This is a genomic window from Paraburkholderia sp. BR13444, assembly GCF_040948755.1.
In the GTDB taxonomy this organism is placed as follows: Bacteria; Pseudomonadota; Gammaproteobacteria; order Burkholderiales; family Burkholderiaceae; genus Paraburkholderia; species Paraburkholderia youngii.
This window is the reverse complement of the sequence record NZ_JBFPKM010000011.1, coordinates 1-21635: the sequence shown is the minus strand read 5'-3', so window position 1 is coordinate 21635 and position 21635 is coordinate 1. Positions and strand designations below refer to the sequence as shown.

Genomic DNA, 21635 nt, shown 5'->3' with positions numbered 1-21635 from the left:
TGCTCGACCGTGCACCGTATCGCATGGTGCGGGATGTCGTTCGATCGGGGCGGCATTCCTGGCAGGCCGATTGCTGAGCAGCAATCCAGTCCGCGGCCGTTACCAGAATGTCAGATGTTCGCGAAGGCTGTGGCTAGAGTCGGCAATCGTATGGCCTGAGTCGGCAACGTCGATTCCGCTTGGGGTGGCTGTTGATCTCCCATGGTCCGCCTGGTTTGTCCCGGCGGTATGCAAGCCAGGGCTTCGAGAGTTCGTAGAGTAAGAGATATAGTCTGGGAGACTATCGTGTCTCTGTCGGGTCGCAGTTCCATTGTGCGCATCCTGATGGCCAGAGCGATTCAACCCGTTGCCTGTAATCGTTCTGCGGCTCCGCCGTAGTAAGGTCCGCGCAGAATCCCTTCGCTACGTTTGCTGAACATCGACCCGGTCCGTTGCTTGTGGCAGACGCGTCCAAAATATTTCTTTTATTCCAGCGCGATCCGGCTGATTCCAAGACGTCCCGATACCGAAAATCCGGCAAAAAACAGGTGTTGACGGCGTCTTCCTGAGTGAACAAGATGGGATGAAGAGAGCACCACGGAGCGAGCCATGCCGGTTGCGAAGAGCTATACCCGGGCGCAATGGGATGAGCTTGTCCGCTCTCTGGAATCACTGCCGGTCAAGCCAGAGGCCGAGCAGCGCGTCTCTATTACCGATGCGATGAAAGAGATGCGTCTGGTGATCGGTGCGGTGAGGAAGAAGGGATATACGCTGGAAGAAATCGTTGAACATGCAAGGAAGAAGGGCGTCGATTTTAGTGTTGGCTCCGTCAAGTACGCGCTATACCCGTTGAAGAAAGACAGGCCAGTTCGACAGGCTGCAAAGGAATCGGCACGAGGCAATGCCGCGCCATCGCCTGGTGCGAAGAAGGTAAGCAAGGACGATCTATCGCGCGCGGAGGCTTCCAGAGAGAATCAGAAGCAGGATGGGGGAAAGATGGGTAGCAGGCCGGGAAGCATGGTGATGCGTGACGCGTTCTCATTCGAGATCAGGCCGGATACCGAGAACCTTTAGAGGATTCGTATGGACATGACGACTTACCCCATCTATCTCGTCGGTGGCAGCAAGGGCGGCGTGGGCAAGAGCTTTGTTGCGCTCGCGCTGGCCGATTATCTGCTCCGGCGGGATATTCATGCGGCGCTCGTGGAAACGGATACCGCCAACCCGGACGTGATGAAAGCAGTCCAGGATGAGATGCGTTGCATCGCCTATAACCTGGACGATGCAGACGGCTGGATCGGACTCGTCAATTTCTGCGATGAGCAGCGGGACGCGGCGATCGTTGTCAACACGGCGGCGCGGAGCCAGACCGGTGTTGAGCAGTTCGGTGCGACACTGGCCGGTGCGCTTGGCGAGCTTCGGCGCCGGCTTGTTGTCCTGTGGGTGATCAACCGGCAGCGGGACAGCCTCGAACTGCTGAGCGCTTTCAGCGAGACGTTCCCGGACGCGGTAACGAATGTCGTGCGTAATGGCTACTTCGGTCCGGCGGACAAGTTCACGCTGTATCAGGGATCGCAGCTTCGCCGTTCCGTCGAATCGCGCGGTCACTCACTGGACTTTCCCGATCTTGCGGATCGGGTTGCGGACGAGCTTCGCAGTCAGCGCATGTCGATCCGCAAGGCGGCGGCGACGATGCATATCGGTGAACGGGTCGAGCTATTGCGTTGGCGTTCGTTGTGCGATGCCATGTTCGCGAAGGTAACGGTCGATGGATAACAGGCAGGGCAGGCCGGTGGATACGCTTGCCTGTCTGTTTCTCGATGTCACGGGTGAATTGCCTGACAACGCCAGTGTGCTGCGAATGCGGCGGGTGTCGAGTGCGCTCAACCTCCGCGACAACGATGCGTTGTGGTCTGTGTTGGTCATGCTCGAACATTACGGGCGACTCTACGAAGCCATGCCGGAGCGTATCCGGCAGGCGGGCGCGGGCAATATGGATCTCGTGCGGACGGAGGCGCGGGCAGCGACGGATGCGTTGATGACGCAGCATCGTGACGCGCTCGCGCGCTGCAAGGCCACGATCGAACTGGCGGAGCAAATGACCGCCGAGCACGAAGCGCGCTACCGGGCTGCGGTTGCGGCGCTGAACGACGAGGCGCTGGCTACACTCACGCAGCGGGCAGCGAACCACATTGCCCGCGTTGCTGGTAACCGGCTCGTGGGGGCGACGACTGTCGCCGTACGTGAGCAGCAGAAACGGATCGACGCGGTGCTCACGTCATTCGGGCACGTCGCCATGCGGCGACTCGTGCGGGCATGCTATGGGCTGGTCGTCGGAGGGGTGATTGTGATGCTGGCGGCGGCGGGTGCAGGCGCACTGGCCGGATGGTGGGCAGGCGTCCATTGGGGGCGGGCAGACGGCTTGCCGTCTGCCCGCATGAGTTACACCTCATCGGTATCGCCTTCCATGAACTCGGCGGCGTGGCGTAGCACGTCTGCTGCCGCGTCGTTCTGGTCAAAGGCGATCACTGGTGGCCGGTAGCATTTATCTTCGGCGCGGGCAAGGTCGTAGTGCTGGCCTCGAGCGGCGAGGGCCGCAGGCTGGAATACGGTACGGTGGCGACCGGCTGTTCGTTGCCGAAGTTGGTTTCGAGCGGCGAAACGGTTTCGTCGGTGGTTGCCGCAGGGGTTTCGGCTTGAGATTGCATGACTGACTCCAGATAATTCAAAAGAAGGGCCCGGGACGGGTCCTGCCGGATTCCATCAGGACGTGACCCGGATAGGAATCCTGATGGAATGAGGCGGGGGGACGTTGCTGTCCCTGCAGCGCTTATGCTTTCATCTGGCGCATGGCGTCAGCAAGCATCCACAGCGCGCGGTTGAGCTTCACGTTCTGGTCGATGCCGGTGATGGGGCGAGTCGACATGGCACGTCCGCTGCGCGAGCGTCCATGCAGCCCGCCCTTCGTGAGGTTTTCCTGCACGCGGTTGAATACGGTCCAGAGGTCGTCGCGGCGATCCTCGAAACGGCGGGGCACCAGTAGCTGGCTTTCAGTGACGGGGGCCGGTGCCTCGGCGTCGGTGGGGTCGTAGCGTAGCGCAAGGGCGGAGCTGGCGAATGCATGCTGCTCATCGCGGTTCAACTCGACGTTGCGCATGCCGTCCTTCTGCTCACGGATCAGGTCGAAGCCGTCGAGCACGTCGAAAGCGCCATTGATCACGTTCTGGATGACGTTGCCTTTGTGTGGCACGCGGATATCGGCGATATTCTCGCCCGCGACCATGCCGTTCTGGCAGACAAACCGGAATGTGCCCGCCAGCATCTGGTAACTGCTGGTGCCGTCGTGCGAGTTCAGCAGAACGATTTCATTGGCTTCCTCGCCGGAAATCTGGTCGGCATGACGAAGCCGGAGCATGTGTTTGGTGAATTCGCGCTTGCCCTGATCGCGTACGCGGGTCTGGCAGATCATGAATGGCTGAAACCCTTCGTTCCGCAGGCCGCGCAGGACGTCGATGGTGGGAATGTAGGTGTAGCGTTTTGAACGGCTTTCGTGCTTGCCGTCCGCGTAGATGGAGGGAGCAACCCGGCGGATCTGATCGTCTGAGAGGGGCGAGTCAGCGCGCAGCATCGGGGAGCCGTAATGGAAAGAGGAAGCGAGTTGCATGGCAATCTCCACAGTCAAGGTTAAGGACCTGAACCGGGCGAGGAGAGGTGCCTTGCCAGTGCGGCTGGACACTTCCCGGTGGAACTCGGGGTTGGCGTTGCTGCCGCCAGGCTCCCGGGTTCCCGCCCGTGCGACTTGGGGAGCCGATAGCGGGCGGGCGTCAAGGAAAAAGGCGAGGGATGGGTGCGGGCAACACGGTCCCTCGCCCCTTGATGCGCGCCCGCTATCGGCTATGGTCGCGGGTCAAGGGCGGGAAGCTGGGAGCCGGGTGCATGCCATGCCTCGGGTTCACCGGGCATGCAGGTGCGGTCCTACGGGCGCGGCCGCGTAGGCCTCCCATCGCTGAAAAGCGACGGAGTTGACTGCTGTGCCTGGAGTGGGTGACCGAAGACCGGCGCCGTCAGGTGATTCACGATCGTGCGTGTGTGCGGGCCTAAATACACCCGTGGTTCGCGGAGTGATGGCAGTCATGTGGGCTTCCGCTTCCACGGCCGCGCGGCCGCTGGCCTCTCTTAGCGAAGGGATCGGGAACTTGCCGACATCGCGACGCGGGGCAGGTTTTCGGCCATTGCGGACGCTCAGCTACCGACCCACATCGGGCGGCTGCACGGTGCTAACCGGCCGTTCGCCCGAGCCGGCTCCAGGGCCACGACGCTCACATCCGCGAACGCGTACTGACGACCCACAACAGACCTACTGCATCGACCGGTTGAATCCGCCATCCAACAACCGACATACCGCGTGTAACGTATACTGCGACCGACTACTCCCACGCGCCTGAGAAGCGCGGCCCCCACTTGCTTGTTATCGGCCGCGTAACGCATTGCTGACGCAGTATTTCCCATAGACCAGGCAGTGGAGCGTTCCATCATTCGGCGGAGCATTTTCAGAGAAGGCGCCCGGAACGACCTGCGTCGGGTTCGTTGTAGTTACCGACCCATTATGATTAATGGACTGGAAAGCTACGACGAGGGTCAGGGCAAAAACCATGCGTATCGGGCGAATGTGCTTTTTCATTTTCGACTCCTGATGCAGTAGCCCGAAGCGTGCTGGCGACGTGCGGCCGAGCAACGCCCATTCCACACGCCTGAACGGCCTGTTACGCTACGCTCGACAGACACGCGCGTAAAGTGACCTTCGGGCCGCCGTTGCGCTAGTCGGCTTGCACGGGCAGCAGACGCATGTACCTCCGCGCACCGTTAGCGCTTCCAGTCATTTCATGCCGGCACGGATCCGACATCCTCGCCGATCAACCGACGCTGGGTACGCCGTTTTCCGCGCTGCTTCGAACTGCCACCAGTTCCAGCTTCGACTGGTACTGTGCCGACGGTCGCCGTGACCTTGGCACGCGACGGGCCGCATTTACAGTAATCTGTGCGTGAGTCCGATCGCCCAGACGTGCTTACCTCAGGTAGTTCAGTAATACGGTGCGGGCTGGAAGCTCCGAGGTGTTCAAGCAAGCGCGGCCGCAGGATTTCCATTCCGAACGCAGCGGCATCGCCGCGATCTCTCAGCGCTGCCAGCGAACAGGCACAAAGCCAGATCGAAGGATCTGGTAACGAAGCACAAAATTTCCGAAGCGCGCCTCTAAAGCCCTTCTTCGTCTGCAACCTTGCGGCGCGTAATCCACGCTTCAACCTCGTATGGCGATTAGTGCACATAAGACCTCCTCGTCGACATGTCCGGTGCATGCCTTAGCCGCTATTGCCGCCTCCTCGGCCTGTCCGGACCGGAGAGTCTCGATTGCGGAGTGAGGCCTCATGCGGACTCCGTGCGAATTGCTTCGTTTTACAGCTATCACGACTCAACCTGCAGGCGCTGCAGCAGCGCGCGGCCGGAATCCGTTAGCCGCACGATGATTCACCCAGGCGCACGATCCTGGGTCTCTATAAGCTGCCGAGTCTGCAGTGCTCGCATGTTTGGGTCGAGTGTCTGTACCCGCATTTCCCGGTTCGCCAGCGTTAGCAACGTCCCGATTTCATGGTGGCTGAGCATCGAAGTCCCCAAATGAAAACATGTCAAGGACGCCGCGAGAAAGCCCCTTTAGCAAGCCTGTTCGCACCATGCTTAAAAGGGTTTTAACAGGAGCAGTCCGCTGACGATCCTGGTTTGCGAGTAACTCGCCGTCTTCTTAGCGTCGATTTCTTTCAGACAACGGTGCGAGAATTCAACGACGCGGGAATTCGATCACGGACAGTTTCCGGCAGGTTGAAGGCGCAGCATGTGACCCACATGCCTATGCCTGCACGCAAAATCGTGCGCCGCGCGTTCCAAAAATCGGGGCAGACGTGCGCCTGCCCGATTTGCTTTAGTGAATGGCCATCTGCACGACTTTCACGATGACGAGACCCACTGCGACGACGAGGTAGGTGCGCAGCACGCCCATCCATACGCGTGTCGACAACGTCAGGTGCTGCGGCGCCGACAGGTCTTCGAGCGGCGGCATGCGCCACGTGTTGCGCAACTCCTTGAGGGCTGGCTTGTTGAGCGGCAATGCACCATGACCGACATCCGCGCCGCGCGACTTGCGCGAGAGTTCCACCGCGGCGTACACGGCCATGGCTAGCCCGCATCCTCCCACGAGAATCTTGACGATCGCCGCCCCGCTGATATCCGGAAACACGGTGGCCGCGGTCAGGATGATCGACAGCACGACGAGCACGGCAATCACTGCACCCGTAAACACGTTCAGTTTCTTCGAATTCACCCACGGGCCAAGCACCGCCTTGTCATTGCACAACAGCAGCAGGAACACGGTTGCGCTCGGCAGCAGTACGCCGGCAAGCGTCTGCACAGCTTCAGTCAACAGGCCAAGCGGGCTGCCCGGCATCAGCACGAGGGCCGCAGCGAGCGCAATGATGCCGAAGTAGACGAGATAGAAACCCTTCGCGTCAAGCACGCTACGATGCAGTGAGTGTTTGACCTTGAACACATCGCCGATCGCGTAGGCGGTCGAGAGCGAAACAGCGGCAGCGCCAATGATCGACGCGTCGAGGAGCGCGACGGCGAAGATCGTAGCGGACGTCTGGCCGACGTATTTGTGGAGACCCGCAATCACGCCACCCGCATCAGTGAAGTTGCCGAACTCGGGCCGGCCTTCAAAGAGCGCAGCCGTGAAGGCCATCATTGCCACGGCGCCAATGATCACGAACGCGATACCAATCCAGAGGTCGGCCTTCTCGTACTTCATGAAGCGCGGCGTGATGCGCTTGTCGATCACATAGCTCTGCTGGAAGAACAGCTGCCACGGTGCGACGGTCGTGCCGACGATGCCGATGACGAGCAGCATCACATCGGAGAGCTTCGCATTCTTCGGCCAGGTCGGCACGAGGAAGTCGCGCGCGATGACGCCGACAGGCGGGTGTATCGAGACGAGCACCGGGATCAGCAGGAGGCTCAGCAGGCACAGCACGATCGCAAAGCGTTCGAAACGCCGGAAATCGCCGGTACTGACCGCGGCCATCGTCAGGACCGCGGCGATGCAAACGCCCAGAACCTTCGACACGCCGAGGAAGTCGAGTGCAAACGTAATGCCGATGAACTCGGTGACGATCGTGAGTGCATTGAGCAGGAAGAGGTCGATGACGCTGAAGGCGCCCCAGAACTTGCCGAAGCGTTCGAAGATGAGGCGGGCGTGACCGACGCCGGTCACGGCACCGAGGCGCAGGACCATTTCCTGGTTGACGTAGAGAACCGGGATCAGGAGAGCGAGCGTCCAGAGCAGCGACGTGCCGTAATTCTGGCCAGCTTGCGTGTACGTGCCGAACGCGCCGGCATCGTTATCACCGACCATGACGATGAGGCCGGGGCCGAGGATGGCCAGCAGCGTGCGCAGACGCGCCATCCAGTTGCTGCGCGGGGCGGTGTCGTGGTGAGCGATCGTGCCGAAGGCGCCCTTGATATCGCCGACGTGTGCGTCGTCGAGCACAGCGGCGCGGCGCTGCGCGATGTTTGCAGGTGTGGTGGACATTTGGACTTATTCCTTATCGGTAACGCCTGAATTTGATACCCGGAAGGCCGGCGCGTTGCCGCGTGCCGGAGGTAACGCCACCGGCCGTCAGTGAGCGAGCTTCCTGAGGGTCGCCCGGATGGCGGCGACCACACGAGCCGATGCGTGCGAACGGGCGTCGAGCGCAAGCATGCCGTTGTAGTGCGAGCGAGCTTCTTCGACGTGCGGAAGCTGCGGAAGAAGGAGTGCGAAGTGCATGATGGTTTCTCCAATAACTTGAAACGTGGCGCCTTTGACCAGGCCTGCTCTCGTTTCAGGTCACGCGCGCCGAAGCGCCCGGGCGTGGTGGAGGAACGTGTGCGGCCAGATGTCAGGCGAAGCGAGCGGCGTTCGGCGAGAACGCGTACTGTGTCGTGCAGGAACAAGGCTCAGGGTCGGGCATCGTGAACTCCTCTGGCGTTTGGGTCCGATTCAAGCTTGACGGACGTGTTTAACTGCACGCCGGATTCGCGCGACATCAGGTGCGCGAAAACGGCGTGAACAAGCGGCGCCGCGAGCCAATGGCTCGACGCGCCGAAACGTCTGGACAGATGCGCATTAGCGCGCACGTGTCCATGACGGCGTCCAATCGAAGTGATGCGCGGGAGAGAAACTCGGTAAGCTACTGCGGCGCGCACCGTCTGCCTGATGGCAGGACGGCGGCTAAGGAAGAATCCAGGCGGGCGTCGTGCCGGTCAGGCAGAAAAACTATTCGAAGGTCGACTACTGCAACTGTCCAAGGCATATGCCCCTTTCGTGGAAACAGGCGAATTCTAGTGACGACGCGCAAACCGAGTCAACGAAAATTTCGAAGATTTTTCTTTCGAATCCGTTACTGGTAGTGGATGCAAATCATTCGCATAAGTCTTCGTTGCGCATTCACGCAGCAGAGACTATGTCTCGCGAGTTTGCGTTCGGTCTCCCGTTTTCAAGCTACTAAGCACTGCATGACAATTTCTGCTTGCACGTTCGCAGACGGCGCGCATAGAATCCGCCCTGTCTTAGAAACAGGAGAGTCCTTCGTGGACGCAAGCCCTAGTAGTCGATCTTGTACGCCGGCCTGTGCCGGCACCCAGACTGCAATCGCGCGTTAGCGACGCCGGACTTCCCTTCCTGCCGCTGACTCCGATTGTCGGGTCAGCGCGCTTCTTCTGGACCGCCTGTGTGGTCTATCTGTAGCTCGCTCCCATTTTTGCTTAAGAACACCGACAGCGCTTGTTTGCGCTGGCGGCGTGCCGCTTATCGAACGTTGCCCGGCCTGGCCGGGCTCGACGGGAGTTGAATCATGCATATCGAACGCTTTCACGTCTCACGCGCTTACCTGCGTACGACGCTGGCAATCGCACCGCGCCGCGAACTTGACGGACCAGCCCAGCTCTGGGGGCACCCAGGCGCCCTCCCACCCGAGGCAGTGCAACGCGGCACGTCGGTCGCGGCCCTCTGGACCACGTCAAAACGTAACACCGGCACTACTTCATGGCCCGCCTGAGCCGGCCGTCGCGAATACGACCCCTAAAACTGCCGCCTGCAGCGAGTTGACGCCGAACACCTTCCTGCTTCGGCGTCGCTCATTCATCAGTTCGTTTACCAGAAGAAAGCAAAAATGATCTCCTTTGCCACGCCCACACAAAACGACAATTGCATTGGCACGCGAGGCCTCCTCGACCCATCCTCGCGCATTAAGCCGCTCTGCGCCACCGCAGCGCTGTTGATTGCGCTGACCGTCGGCACATCCGATCCGGCCTACGCACAGTCGCAGTCACCCGCTCCCATATCGGCGGACCACGACTCCGCCCCAGCAACGAACACCGACGCAAACGCGGCACCGGCCGACGCCGCCCCGGCGCCCTCCGGATTCTGGGAGCGCTCGAACCTGCTCGGCGACATGGGCGGACTGCGCACGTTGCTGGGCGACCACGGCGTTACGTTCAACGCCCAGGAAACCAGCGAGCTCTACGGCAACTTCTCCGGCGGTATCTCGAAGGGCGCTTCATACAACGGCGCCACACAGTTCGGCCTGAACGTAGATACCGACAAGGCGTTCGGCCTGAAGGGCGGTACCTTCTTCGTCGATGCGTTGCAGATTCACGGACACGGCATCACGGCGGCACGCCTGAATTCGCTGCAAGCGGTGAGCGGCGTCGAGGCCGAAGCGTCGACGCGTTTGTGGGAACTCTGGTACCAGCAGGCGTTCGGCGACAGGTTCGACGTCAGAATTGGCCAGCAAAGCCTTGATCAGGAATTCATCATCAGCCAGTACGGCAGCACGTTTGCGAACGCGACATTCGGCTGGCCCGTGCTGGCCGCCAACAACCTGCCTGCGGGCGGCCCCGCCTATCCGCTCTCGTCGCTTGGCGTGCGCCTGCGGTTCAAGCCGAGTGATTCGATGACGATTCTCGGCGGCATCTTCGACGGCAACCCCGCGCCGGGCAACGGCGACCCGCAGCAGCTCAACGCAAGTGGCACGCAGTTCAACCTGCACAACGGCGTCATGATGATCGGCGAGGTCCAGTACGCGATCAATCAGCCGCCCGCAAGCGGATCCGGGGCGGCACAGCCGGGCGGGCTACCAGGCACCTACAAGTTGGGCTTCTGGTACAACAACAATCACTTCGCGGATCAGCACCTCGACACCAACGGCATCTCGCTCGCGAGCCCCGCGTCGAACGGCGTGCCGGCCACGCATCGCGGCAACTTCAGCATCTACGCCGTCGCTGACCAGATGGTGTGGCGCCCGAGTGCCGACAGCCCGCAATCGGTCGGCGTGTTCACGCGTGTGATGGGCGCGCCGGGCGACCGTAACCTGCTCGACTTCAACATCAATGCGGGGGTCGTGCTGAAAGCGCCGTTCAAGGGCCGGGACAACGACTCGGTCGGGCTCGCGCTCAGCTACGCGAACGTCAGCTCGAGCGCGAGCGCGCTCGATCGTGACATTGCAACCTTCCGTACGCCAGGCTACCCGATGCGCTCGGCGGAAACGGTGATCGAGGCAACGTACCAGTATCAGGTTGCGCCGTGGTGGCTGCTGCAGGGCGAACTCCAGTACATCTTCCATCCGGGTGGCGGCATCCCCGATCCCGACAACAGCGGTGCACGCATCGGCAACGAGGCCGTGGCTGGAGTGCGGACGGTAATCACGTTCTGATGGTGTGACGCTGTGCGATGTTCGGGCCTACCCACGATTTTGCGAACAGGCCCGGATACACGGTCACTAAAACGCCGCGTTCGCTCCGGAAATGGTCGCGCGATTTTCCTGGGACGACTGTCGCCTAAGCGCTTCAAGGGAATGTCGCATTCGACAGTCGCAGTGAATTCGGCTCGCGCCGCCGATCGACGGATGCGAATCAAATCGTCATGCGTCGACGCATGTGCGATCGGTGGCATTCAATGTGGTGGATCTGCGCCGTATTGCGGGCGTTTTCCCGCCGAACCGGCCAACGGCCGAGTCGGGTCGACTTCGGCTGACCGCGTCGAGTATTAGTCGGCAAGATCCGGTCATTCTGCAATCGTGGTTAGCTCGTTGACGACTTGACCCAAGCAAGTCGCACGCGTGTCGCGGTCACCGCGAGCGTACGCGGGCACCCGAAATACCAGTCGAAGCTGGAACTGATGGCGAGTCGAATCGGCATGGGAAAGGGTGTATCCAGCATCAGCTGGTCAGCAAGGGACGCTGAACCCATGCCGGAATGAGCATCGAATCCGGAGAGATTGCCGAGACGTCACCCGCTGACGAAGATGCCTTCACCGGCCCGGTTCAATCAAGGAGAACACATGCTAAGTCCGCACGAATACGCAACGCTGGTGAAGGTACGAGACGCGCCTGCACAGATCGACAGGCAGAGACGGGAGTTAAAAACGCTGCTCGAAAAATTTGAGGGGCTCTTTGCAAATCCAGCTTGAACCAGCGCCGCGATGCCTAATCGGTCATCGAAAGATCCAGAAACGGAGCGCCTGACAACGACCGTCGTTTACGCAAAATATACGGTTCTGCTTACGAATTTACATTGACCTGTCCTTTATTCGTCTCCTAAACTTTAAAAGTCTTCACTAAGGGGGCTTGCGCCTTGGACACCTGCAGTAGTCGACCTTCGAACCCATTCGCTGCCTGACCGGCAAGACGTCCGCGCCCGCCTTTCCGAGCCGCCGTCCTGCCAGCAGGCAGACGGTGCGCGTCGTAGCAATATTCCCGTGCACCTTTGATTAGCACATGTGGAGCCGCCGTCGTGCGCACCGCATGGCATCGCGCCGCCAGACTGAACTCGCGGCGCGCTGATTCGCGCCCGGTCAGTTCATCTGAAAACCGGCGCGTGGTGAAACACGTATGCAGCATTCGCCGCATGCGAACTCGAAGCAGAAAGGAGTCGAAATGCAAGACAGCGACAGTTATCCCTTATGGCAATCACCTCGATCACTAACGGAGGAAGGCAGATAGACCGCGGCCGGATCCCTTTGACGTGCCCCGTGCCCGTGTCTGCTGGCTTCCCGCAATTACGCATCCACCCAGACGCACGGAGCAATATCATGAAATTCGGCCTCCTCCTGTCGAACCTCCCGCACGTCGATGAAGCGCGCCTCCACTACGACGCGATGCTGTCGCTGCAGCGCCATGAATCGCATCGGTTTGCCATCTTCTGGCACCGTCTGAAATCGCTTTTCTCCTGAGCACCGGGCTGTGCTCCGCCATACGCGAGGGCAAATGCGGTCGTTCCGTGACCGTGTCCTCGTGTATCCCGGATTGCCAAGCATTTTCGTTTCGCAAACCCGTCACCGGGGAAGGAAACAAAATGTCCATTCCAGCAGAAACCTCAGCGGCACCCAGCGCCGTGCTAGAACGCAGCGCGGTCCTCGATGAAGCCCATCTGGGCGATATCACGGGTGCGCTGGGCACCATCGCGCACCACGACATCGCACCGCGCACGCATTGGTGGGCGCGTTTGCGTACGCTGCTTGCGATCCTCGGCCCCGGTCTGATCGTGATGGTCGGCGACAACGATGCCGGTGCATTTGCCACCTATACGCAGGCCGGGCAAAACTACGGCACCACGCTGTTGTGGACGTTGCTGCTGCTGGTTCCAGTGCTTTACGTCAACCAGGAAATGGTGCTGCGTCTGGGCGCCGTGAGCGGTGTCGGACATGCGCGTCTGATCTTCGAGCGCTTTGGGAGGTTCTGGGGCGCGTTCAGCATCGTCGACCTGTTTCTGCTGAACGCACTGACGATCGTCACCGAGTTTATCGGCATCACATTCGTACTCGACTTCTTTGGCTTCTCCAGGCTGGCGGGCGTGTGCATCGCGGCAGCGCTGACGATGGCCGCGGTCAGCACCGGCAACTTCCGCCGCTTCGAACGCTTCGCCATGCTGCTGTGTGTGCTAAGCCTGCTGCTGGTGCCGGTTCTGGTGTCGATTCACCCGGCGGTTGCCCAGATGGCGCGCGACTTTTTCATTCCGAACTGGCCCGCGCACTCGAAGCTCTCCGATGTGATGCTGCTGGTCATCGGCATCGTGGGTACGACGGTTGCACCGTGGCAGCTGTTTTTTCAGCAGAGCTATGTGGTCGACAAGCGCATCACGCCACGTTTCATCCGCTACGAAAAAGCGGACCTGTGGATCGGGATCGTGTTCGTGATGATTGGTGCGGTGGCGATGATGGCCTTCTGTGCCGAACTGTTCACCGGCCGCCCCGGATTCGGCAATTTTACGGATGCGGGTGGCGTGATCGCTGGCCTGGAAAAATACGCTGGACGCACCATGGCGACCTGCTTCGCCATCGCGCTATTTGACGCCGCGATCATCGGCGCCGCGGCGGTGTCTCTGTCGACCGCCTATGCGATCGGCGACGTATTCAACATTCGCCATTCGCTGCATCGTAGCGTCGCGTCCGCCAAGGGTTTCTACCTGGTGTACTTCGGCATCGTCGCCGGTTCGGCGGCACTGGTGCTGATCCCAGGCAGCCCGCTCGGTCTGCTGACTCTGGCCGTGCAGACCCTGGCGGGCGTACTGCTGCCGAGCGCCACGGTGTTCCTGCTGCTGTTGTGCAACGACAGGGCCGTGCTGGGTCCTTGGGCCAACTCGACGAAAGTGAACCTGTTCACAGGCACGGTGATCTGGGTGCTGGTCATGCTCTCCATCATCCTGACAGCTTCCGTGATGTACCCGGACATGAGCGGGGAAACAATGCTCGAGGTGCTGGTCGGCGGCACGCTGCTGGCCATCGTTGGCTATGCGATCACCGTTGGCATTCGCAGGCTGCGCCGTGAACCGGCGGACGGCGCCGCCGGAATGACCGCACAGGCGTCTCCGGAAGGCGCCCGTCAGACATGGCGGATGCCACCGCTCGACGAGTTGCCGCCCGCCAATCTCACGCTCGCCAAGCGGGTCTGGATGGGCGTGCTGCGCGGCTATCTGCTGATCGCGGTGGCGCTGGTCATCGTGAAGGTCGTGCAGATGACGTTGCTTAAATAGCACCCGACGCGCCTGCCATCGGGCAGACGGGGCAGGTTGCGAAGGATGGTGGCGATGAGCCGCATACGAATGCTTTCGGCACGCTCAAGCCGGATCACGGCGCGGGCCAACGCGGGCCGCACCGCGCGCGTTCGCCGGGCATGGCGGGACAGGCCGCTTAGCCGCATGGAGTGGGCGCTGCTCGCCGCTTGGGCATGGATCCTCATGAGCGTACTGTGGGTCGTGCCGATCGCGAGACTGATCAGGTCACTCAGGCAGACATACTGAAGGTTGTACCGCGGCCGGATGGCAGTTCAGTATTGGTGCGGTGTCACTGACTGACGGACACCGTGACGGCCCGACCGCCGGCGCGAGGGATTCGACGATGAAAAATCACTTTCTTGTAGTATTCCTGATCGCAATTCTGGTATTTGTCGTCGGTACCCTCGTGACTTTTAACGAGAGCTGTGAGGTGCCTGCGTCGAACGCCACGCGTGTCGGCGCTGATGAATTGCCGGGCAACGGATCGCTGAACGGAGCGGCGTCTCATTGCCTGCTCTATGGGAAATACTGTCTCAGCGACACTCTGCGCGGCCGATAGGAAGGCCTCAGAGAGGGCGAGGTGATGGGATGGGGGGGCCGTTCCGCTTTTGTGACGGGCACCTCATTTCCGTACATCGGACGCTGGAAAAGGCGCGCTATCACCCATGCCGCAGCGGCATAGTGCAATCCTGATCGGAGATCTGTCGACGCGGCAAGGAGTCCAATTTCCCGCCGCGCCGCAATAGCGCTCAGGTTACTTCCACCGGACCTTTGTGAGCACGCTTCCCCGGATCTTGACGAGTCGACCAGGCAGGCTAAACGCGGACTGCCGGCGTACGAAATATTCCGAGTTCTGCAGGCATCTCCTAGTACGGCGAAAAGATGTCTGCACTCCCAATGCTACTTGCCACGGCTGCTGCCACGTTCGTAGCAACGAATATTGATGACCTTGCCCTGCTCATCGGCTGGTTTTCAGATCGCAGCTTTCGTGCACAGCACATCGCTATTGGTCAATTTCTTGGTATCACCGCGCTAGCCGCAGCCAGCGTAGTCATTGGCTTGCTCGGGATATTGCTGCCAAAGCCAATAATGGGGCTTCTGGGCATTCTTCGAATCGGCATCGGCGCGTATCGGCTCATTTGCTGACGGAATAATGGAAACGATCGAACCGCACCGACGGCGGCAGGAGGCACCATCGCAGTTGCGAGCGTCACAATCGCGCATGGAAGCGACAATATTGCGGTCAACGTCCCTCTTTTCTCGATCCAATCCCCGATTGGATTTGGCGTCATTGTGAGGGTCTTTCTTCTCATGACAGGTGTGTGGGTTGCGACAGCATATTGGTTTGTTCGTCACCGTGCATGGGGGCCGATCGTTCAAAGATGGGGGCATCGCGTTGTACCGTGGGTACTAATCGTGCTCGGCGCAAGGATCATCTACCAAGGGGGAACATATGCATGGCCCGCGAGGGCCTTCAGCTGAAACGCTAAATGCCGACGGCGCTTGTTGAAGCGGTTCGTACGACGCATCGTCGGGGGCTGTCACTTCGCCAAATGGCGGCTCGTCGCTCATCAGCAGACGTTCTGCCAACCGACTGGGAAGGATCGTTCTTGGCCGACTGTACTCATTCACAGATGCCGGCCGAAAGCGGCCGTCGACGATTTCGACGACCGCTTTACGGGACCTTCAGCGAACTGGTGCTCTCGGCCAGTTTCGGCCACTCGCCGGAGCCCTGCAACGGTCACTCGAACGGCTGGTCCGCTCGGAAACCCGCCCGATGCGCGACGCGCGCATCTCGGCCGAAGCGGGCTCCCTCGCGGAGCCCGCGCGCTTCACGAAGTGAGGGGCGCGCTTCAGGTCTGGTCGCCCCAAAGATCTTCAATCGCGCGGATCGCCAGCAAGTAGCCGTTCGCGCCAGCTCCACAGATCACCGCAGTGGCCGCTACCGAGATCGTCGAGTGACGATATTCTTCCGAACGCCGATGAATGTTGGTGATATGCAACTCCACTACCGGCCGGCGGATCAGCTTGACTGCGTCGAGAACCGGAATCCGACCGAACGAAAAGCCGGCGGGATTGATGATCAGCGCCGCGTCTTGCAGGAACGCTTCCTGGATCCAGTCGATCAACTCGCTTTCGCTGTTCGTTTGTCGGAATACGCAGTCGAACTTGAGGGCGTCGGCCAGCGTCAGGCAGTTCTGTTCGATGTCCTTCAGCGTAGTGTTGCCATAAAGATGAGGCTCCCGCATGCCAAGCATGTTCAGGTTCGAACCATTGAGGATGTAGAGTTTGCGAGTCATGGTGTCAATGTGTAGAAGAGCGTTCCAGGGCCGTACCTTTGGTCTCCCGGGATATTGCGATCATCAGGAAGGAGATCAGATTCAGCGAGCCGCAAACCGCTACGATGGCCCACGGCGAGCCGTTAAAGGCATTGAGCAGGGCCACGGCGACGATTGGCATCGGGCCGCCGGTGAGCAGGTTGGCTCCCGAGTACGAAAGTGCCGAGCCCGTGTAGCGCGCCTCGGTCGGAAATGACTCGGCGAACCAGACCGGCTGGATACCGCTCTGGAATTGTGTAAAGCCGAGGAAGGCGCCCATCGCGGCCATCGTCATCGCGATCGAGTTCTGGTTGAGGATCGGAAAGTAGATCAGGCAGCAGATCAGCGTGCAGAACGAGCCGATCATCAGCGCACGTTTGCGTCCGATCCGATCGCTCAGATAACCGCCTGCCAGCGCGCCCACGATGGCGCAGACGTTCGCGACCATCAACAGCATGAAACCGGTCTGCTTGGGTACGCCGAGGTGTTTCGTCAGATAGCTGAGCGAGAAAACCACGATCAGATAGAACAGTGCGGCCGGGCCGCAGAAGAACAGCGTCAGGCGAAGCGCGGTGCGCCAGTGATATTTGAAGACCGTGCCCAGCGGATTGGCGGCGCGTGTGGGAGCGCCGGTCTTCTTGAGTGCCTCGAAGGCGGGCGTCTCGCTGACTTTCCTGCGGATGTAGATGCCCAGCAGCACCAGCACAAAGCTTGCGAGGAACGGGACTCGCCATCCCCAGGCATCGAAGTCATCGGCCGAAAGCACAGCGGCCAGCGTAAAGAGCGAGAAGTTGGCGAGAATCTGGCTGAGTGGCGAGCAGATGCCAAGCAGGCCCGAATACCAGCCACGTCGGTTGGCAGAAGCATGCTCGACCGCCATCAGTTGTGCGCCCGTCGATTCGCCGCCAAGCGCGAAACCCTGGATGATGCGCAGCGTCACCAGCATCGTCGGCGCGAGGATGCCCACCTGGTGGTAAGTGGGCAGCAGCCCCATCAGGAACGAGGAAGCTCCCATCACCGACACGGTGATCAGCATCAGTTTGCGGCGTCCCCAACGGTCACCGAGCATCCCGCAGATCACCGCGCCTAGCGGACGTGCGGCCAGCCCTGCCCACAAGCTCGCGAGCGACGCGAGCAGCGAGGCGGTCGGGTCCAGCGAAGGGAAAAACAGCTTCGGAAAGATCGTGGCCGCGACCACGCCATACAACGCGAAGTCGAACCATTCGAGCGCCGTTCCGACGGTTGCGCCTGCCACCGCCCGGCGCGCCATCAAGTGAGCCGGCGCGGAGTGTTCTTCCGCGGCAAGGTCTGAATCAGCAAAAAATGACATGTTGTCTCCTGAATTCTCGATGTTCAAACGTTCGTTCTGCGACGGACAAGTGCTATTGTTTGCGCTGCACAGGCGCGGCGTTCCGCACCGGAACTGCATTTCACATCGTGGGAATTAGCGAGAAATGTCGCTCAAAAACGGCCTGAGAATTCTCGACTTCCTGGCGTCGCAAGCCGAAGGCGCGGGCCTTCTCGCCATTGCCGACGCCTTGTCGCTGCCACGCAGCACGTGCCACCGCCTGCTCGCCGATCTCATCGAAGGCGGGTACGTCAGGCAACTGGTCGATCACAGCCGCTACATTCTGACCATGCGCATGACGTCGAACGGGCTGGAATTCCTGAGCCTGACGGGCATCGCGGATATCGCACAGCCCATCATCGAACGCGTCGCTGCGCAGACAGGTGAACTGGCTCGGCTGTCTCTGGTGGATGGCGAAGCAATCATCTGGGTGGGCAAGGCGGACGGACAGCGCATCGGCTTTCGCTACGATCCCGACATGGGCCAGGCAGCACGACTTTCATGCACGTCGACCGGACATGCATGGCTCATGACGATGACTGACGAACACGCGGCCGCGCTTGTTTTGAAGCAGGGTTTTGGACAGCCGAATGAGTTCGGACCCAATGCGCCGACGACGCTCAAAGCGCTGCTGGGTTTCCTGCACGCTGCGCGCGTGCGTGGCTATGCGATGATCGACGAGGTGTTTGCCCCGCGCATGTCAGCGGTGGCGGTCCCGGTGGTGAGCGGCTCGCGCTGCGTCGGTGTCATCAGCCTGGCCGGTCCGCGGGTCCGACTGACGACCGAGAAGATTCACGAATACTCGATACTGCTGCGCGAGGCGGCGAACGAACTGGCCCAGTTGAGCAATATGGCGGGATTCCCAAGTCGGCCGCCGCTCGGCAAAGGATGAGGAGGAATCGGACTCACGCCCTCCGGCCGGCGGACCTGGTCCGCTTAGGCCGAACTGCTGTCTCCGATACGTTGGCTCTGGTGACCGAACGTCTCTCTGTTTGCGACCTTGATAGCCGACCGTACGGCTCGCGGCAGTGGGTCGAACAGCGACATCCCCATTCGGAAGCGATCGACCAGCTGCAGCCTTTAGCCCCTGATATCGGTTTGCCACTGAAGTGACCGTTATGCTTCGCGCCGGTCAGACGGCCAGGAGACTGAACTTACTCGCTCGAGGCTTCCACCGGGACGCGTCGTCCTCATCGCCACCAATGGCCGCTGGACCTTCAGGTTGTAGCTGTGCCCCGTGTCGTCCCGCTTCGACCGCCTCACCGGGCGCGAATGCGGCGTCGGGTATGGTCCTTGCGAACCCGTAACGATGCCCGCGAGCGTTTTCCCTAAGTCCAGCCGCGAGTCTCGCGGCTCGCGGCGGAAGCTTTGATACGGCTTAACGATGACTTTCAGCACAGCCCCCGCTGAGGCTCCGCACACGGAAAGCGATTCCAGCCATTTCGTCCAGTTCTACCATTCCGACGTCGAATTGATGGAGGACGTCGGTGCATTTTTGCAACGCGCGCTGGACGCGGGGGGAAGTGCCATCGCGATCGCCACGGCCGATCACCTTGCCTCTCTGACGTCATGGCTCGACTCGGCTGATATCGCCAGTCGTCGCGCGCAGGACGCGGTTCTCGTCGACGCGCACGCTGCGCTCGGCGGCTTCATGGTCGACGGCTGGCCGGACGAAGCTCGCTTCATGTCGACGGTCGGGGCGCTCGTCGCGCGGACCGTGCGACGGGGGCAGCCGGTGCACGCGTTCGGGGAGATGGTCGCGATTCTGTACGCGCAGGGCCTCGGCGAAGCAGCGCTGCGTCTGGAACACCTGTGGAACGGACTCGCCGGCGATCATCGGTTCTCGCTTTTCTGCGCGTATCCGGACCGGGAGTTCATCGGCGCCGAGCATACGCCGCTATTTCGTCACATTTGCGAAGCACACCAACACGTATTCCTTACCCGTACGTTGCGCGACGCGGGCGCTCGCGACCTGCACCTGAGGCTCGCGCTCGCGCAGCAGCGGGCGACGTCGCTCGAAGACGAGATGCGCCGCCGACAGAGCGCCGAGCTTCAGCGGGATGCCATGCTGATGAATTCGCCGATCGCGTCGGCACTGCTGCTCGGCAACCGGCATACGTTCCAGTTGACGAATCCCCGCTATCTCGCGATGGTCGGCCGCGCGGACCTGATCGGCCTCCCTTATCTCGACGCATTTCCGGAAGAGGCGGGCGGCGCGACTGTCACCGCGCTGCAGCGCGTGTTCGCCGATGGGGTGCCGATCATCCATGAAGAGTATCGGACAAACAGGCCCGGCGACACGGACGAGCGCGTCTATACGCTTCATTTCGAACCGTTGCGCGCGTCGTCCGGAAACGTCGACGGCGTGATCCTCAGTGCGGTCGAAGTGACCGGCTACGTACGCGCACGTGAGGCCGTCGAGAAGTCGCGCACCGAGCGGGAAGCCCTGCTCGCGGATCTGCGCAACGCGAACGGTGCAAAAGACCGATTTCTCGCGATGCTCGGCCACGAGCTTCGCAATCCGCTCGCGCCGATCTCGACGGCGCTCGTGCTCGTGCGCAAGCAGAACGGCGGCAAGACCGACAGACAACACGAGATCATCGAGCGTCAGGTGGCGCATCTATCGAGGCTCGTGGAGGACCTGCTGGACGTGAGTCGCATAACCCGCGGCGCTATCGAACTGGCGCGCGAGCCCGTGCCGATCGCGACGGTGCTAGCGCGCGCGGTCGAGGCAACGAACCCCGTGCTCGAACAGCGCTCGCAGACCTTGTCGCTGGACCTCGCAGACGATGGTGGCATCGTCTGCGGTGACGCATGCCGTCTCACTCAGGTGTTCGGTAACCTGCTGAATAACGCGGCAAAATTTACGCAGACGGGCGGGCGCATTCATGTGAAGGCCGTGACGAGCGCAACTGAACTCGTCGTGTCGGTCGCGGACAACGGCGTCGGAATCAGCCGGGATTTGATGCCGCGCATGTTTTCGTTTTTCGAGCAGGGAGAGACGACGATCGACCGCTCGAACGGCGGGCTCGGGGTTGGTCTTGCGCTGGTGAAGAACTTTGTCGAGCTGCACGGTGGCACGGTCGTCGCAAGCAGCGACGGACCGGGTAGGGGCGCGACGTTCACCGTTACTCTCCCGCTCGCACCGGCGCCCACGACCGACTGCGTGGAGCAGCCGGCCATGCAGCATCCGGTCGGCAACGGCGCGCGCGTGTTGCTGGTCGACGACAACAAGGATGGCCTCATGGCGATGGAAGCTTATCTCGTCGAGATGGGGTTCCACGTAGCGACGGCGACCGATCCGGCGACCGCGCTCGAGGTGGCAGCGGCGTTCTCGCCGGCCTTTGCGGTACTCGACATTGGTTTGCCCGGAATGGACGGATATCAGCTCGCCCGCGCGCTGCGCGCACAGCACACGGTGGCGCCTGTGAGGATGTTCGCGCTGACCGGCTACGGGCTGACCGAGGACCGCAGGCGTTCGAACGAAGCAGGATTCGAGCGGCATTTCGTCAAGCCCGTCACGCTTGCCGAACTGGTCGAAGCGCTGACCGGACCATCTGGCGGGGAGCGGCGTTCGGTGTAATGGACCGCTTCAAATCAGATTGCGATTTTAACGCTCAAACGACATGCAGCATTCATCCGTGATGGTGCCGAGAATGGAGTTCCCTCCGACTGAAGTTCGCCGTTATGAGACGCTGACGATGGTGGCTTGGAGTGGCTGCGTTGGATCGACGGACTAAACCGCTTACGCGGTAGGGGCTACGGTCCGGCGCTTGAGGTCAGGGAGAGGCCGGGCGCGCGGTTCTATGTTGGCGAATGAGGCAATCCGCCTCGTTCTCCAGCAGGAGCCGAATCA

The 21635-nt window shown here is 61.2% G+C and carries 16 protein-coding genes and 2 pseudogenes; 11 read left to right on the top strand and 7 right to left on the bottom strand.

Features of this window, described 5'->3' with window-relative positions; translation table 11 throughout:
• Positions 1-588 precede the first annotated feature (588 nt).
• From AB3X95_RS27100 to AB3X95_RS27090, 3 genes are read left to right on the top strand one after another with little or no spacing between them, the layout of a single operon-like run.
• Positions 589-1053, top strand: a complete 465-nt coding sequence (locus AB3X95_RS27100; RefSeq protein ID WP_368623009.1) for a hypothetical protein — start codon at positions 589-591, stop codon at positions 1051-1053.
• A gap of 9 nt (positions 1054-1062) precedes the next feature.
• On the top strand, positions 1063-1755 hold the full coding sequence (locus AB3X95_RS27095; RefSeq protein WP_368593990.1) for a protein mobD: 693 nt from the start codon (positions 1063-1065) through the stop codon (positions 1753-1755).
• Positions 1748-2521, top strand: a complete 774-nt coding sequence (locus AB3X95_RS27090; RefSeq protein ID WP_368623008.1) for a hypothetical protein — start codon at positions 1748-1750, stop codon at positions 2519-2521. Before AB3X95_RS27095 ends, AB3X95_RS27090 begins: the two co-directional genes overlap by 8 nt.
• Here the strand turns inward: AB3X95_RS27090 and AB3X95_RS27085 are convergent.
• From AB3X95_RS27085 to AB3X95_RS27065, 5 genes are all read right to left on the bottom strand, one after another.
• Positions 2505-2687 carry a hypothetical protein gene (locus AB3X95_RS27085; RefSeq protein WP_368623007.1) on the bottom strand — a complete coding sequence of 61 codons (183 nt, stop codon included), beginning with the start codon at positions 2685-2687 and terminating at the stop codon, positions 2505-2507. The genes AB3X95_RS27090 and AB3X95_RS27085 overlap by 17 nt on opposite strands.
• A 122-nt stretch (positions 2688-2809) precedes the next feature.
• Positions 2810-3643, bottom strand: a complete 834-nt coding sequence (locus tag AB3X95_RS27080) for a DUF932 domain-containing protein (RefSeq protein WP_368623006.1) — start codon at positions 3641-3643, stop codon at positions 2810-2812.
• An 804-nt stretch (positions 3644-4447) separates the two neighbouring features.
• Complete coding sequence (locus AB3X95_RS27075) at positions 4448-4660, bottom strand: hypothetical protein (protein WP_368623005.1); 213 nt, start codon at positions 4658-4660, stop codon at positions 4448-4450.
• 1291 nt (positions 4661-5951) lie between these two features.
• Positions 5952-7613, bottom strand: coding sequence for an Nramp family divalent metal transporter (locus AB3X95_RS27070; RefSeq protein ID WP_368623004.1), 1662 nt, complete (start codon positions 7611-7613; stop codon positions 5952-5954).
• A gap of 87 nt (positions 7614-7700) precedes the next feature.
• On the bottom strand, positions 7701-7850 hold the full coding sequence (locus tag AB3X95_RS27065; RefSeq protein ID WP_176384159.1) for a hypothetical protein: 150 nt from the start codon (positions 7848-7850) through the stop codon (positions 7701-7703).
• Between the two features lie 1492 nt (positions 7851-9342).
• Between AB3X95_RS27065 and AB3X95_RS27060 the strand changes: the two genes are divergently transcribed.
• The 6 genes and pseudogenes from AB3X95_RS27060 (at position 9343) to AB3X95_RS27035 (ending at position 15595) form a co-directional block, all read left to right on the top strand.
• The gene (locus tag AB3X95_RS27060; protein ID WP_368623105.1) at positions 9343-10776 is read left to right on the top strand and encodes a carbohydrate porin; all 1434 of its coding nucleotides are present in this window, start codon (positions 9343-9345) and stop codon (positions 10774-10776) included.
• Positions 10777-11180: 404 nt separating this feature from the next.
• A pseudogene (locus AB3X95_RS27055) lies at positions 11181-11321 on the top strand (MgtC/SapB family protein); the annotation flags it as partial.
• Between the two features lie 831 nt (positions 11322-12152).
• Positions 12153-12293 carry a hypothetical protein gene (locus AB3X95_RS27050; protein ID WP_176384156.1) on the top strand — a complete coding sequence of 47 codons (141 nt, stop codon included), beginning with the start codon at positions 12153-12155 and terminating at the stop codon, positions 12291-12293.
• A gap of 122 nt (positions 12294-12415) precedes the next feature.
• The gene (locus AB3X95_RS27045; RefSeq protein WP_368623104.1) at positions 12416-14092 is read left to right on the top strand and encodes an NRAMP family divalent metal transporter; all 1677 of its coding nucleotides are present in this window, start codon (positions 12416-12418) and stop codon (positions 14090-14092) included.
• Positions 14093-14456: 364 nt separating this feature from the next.
• Positions 14457-14672 carry a hypothetical protein gene (locus AB3X95_RS27040; RefSeq protein WP_368623003.1) on the top strand — a complete coding sequence of 72 codons (216 nt, stop codon included), beginning with the start codon at positions 14457-14459 and terminating at the stop codon, positions 14670-14672.
• 323 nt (positions 14673-14995) lie between these two features.
• Positions 14996-15595: pseudogene (locus AB3X95_RS27035) on the top strand (cadmium resistance transporter).
• 371 nt (positions 15596-15966) lie between these two features.
• Here the strand turns inward: AB3X95_RS27035 and AB3X95_RS27030 are convergent.
• Together AB3X95_RS27030 and AB3X95_RS27025 are read right to left on the bottom strand one after the other, a co-directional pair.
• Positions 15967-16413: a type II 3-dehydroquinate dehydratase gene (locus AB3X95_RS27030; protein ID WP_176380146.1), complete on the bottom strand. Its 447-nt coding sequence runs from the start codon at positions 16411-16413 to the stop codon at positions 15967-15969.
• A gap of 4 nt (positions 16414-16417) precedes the next feature.
• Positions 16418-17701, bottom strand: a complete 1284-nt coding sequence (locus AB3X95_RS27025; RefSeq protein WP_368623103.1) for an MFS transporter — start codon at positions 17699-17701, stop codon at positions 16418-16420.
• 184 nt (positions 17702-17885) lie between these two features.
• Between AB3X95_RS27025 and AB3X95_RS27020 the strand changes: the two genes are divergently transcribed.
• Positions 17886-18671, top strand: a complete 786-nt coding sequence (locus AB3X95_RS27020) for an IclR family transcriptional regulator (protein WP_176367878.1) — start codon at positions 17886-17888, stop codon at positions 18669-18671.
• A gap of 492 nt (positions 18672-19163) precedes the next feature.
• The gene (locus tag AB3X95_RS27015; RefSeq protein WP_368623002.1) at positions 19164-21362 is read left to right on the top strand and encodes an ATP-binding protein; all 2199 of its coding nucleotides are present in this window, start codon (positions 19164-19166) and stop codon (positions 21360-21362) included.
• The last annotated feature ends 273 nt before the right edge of the window (positions 21363-21635 follow it).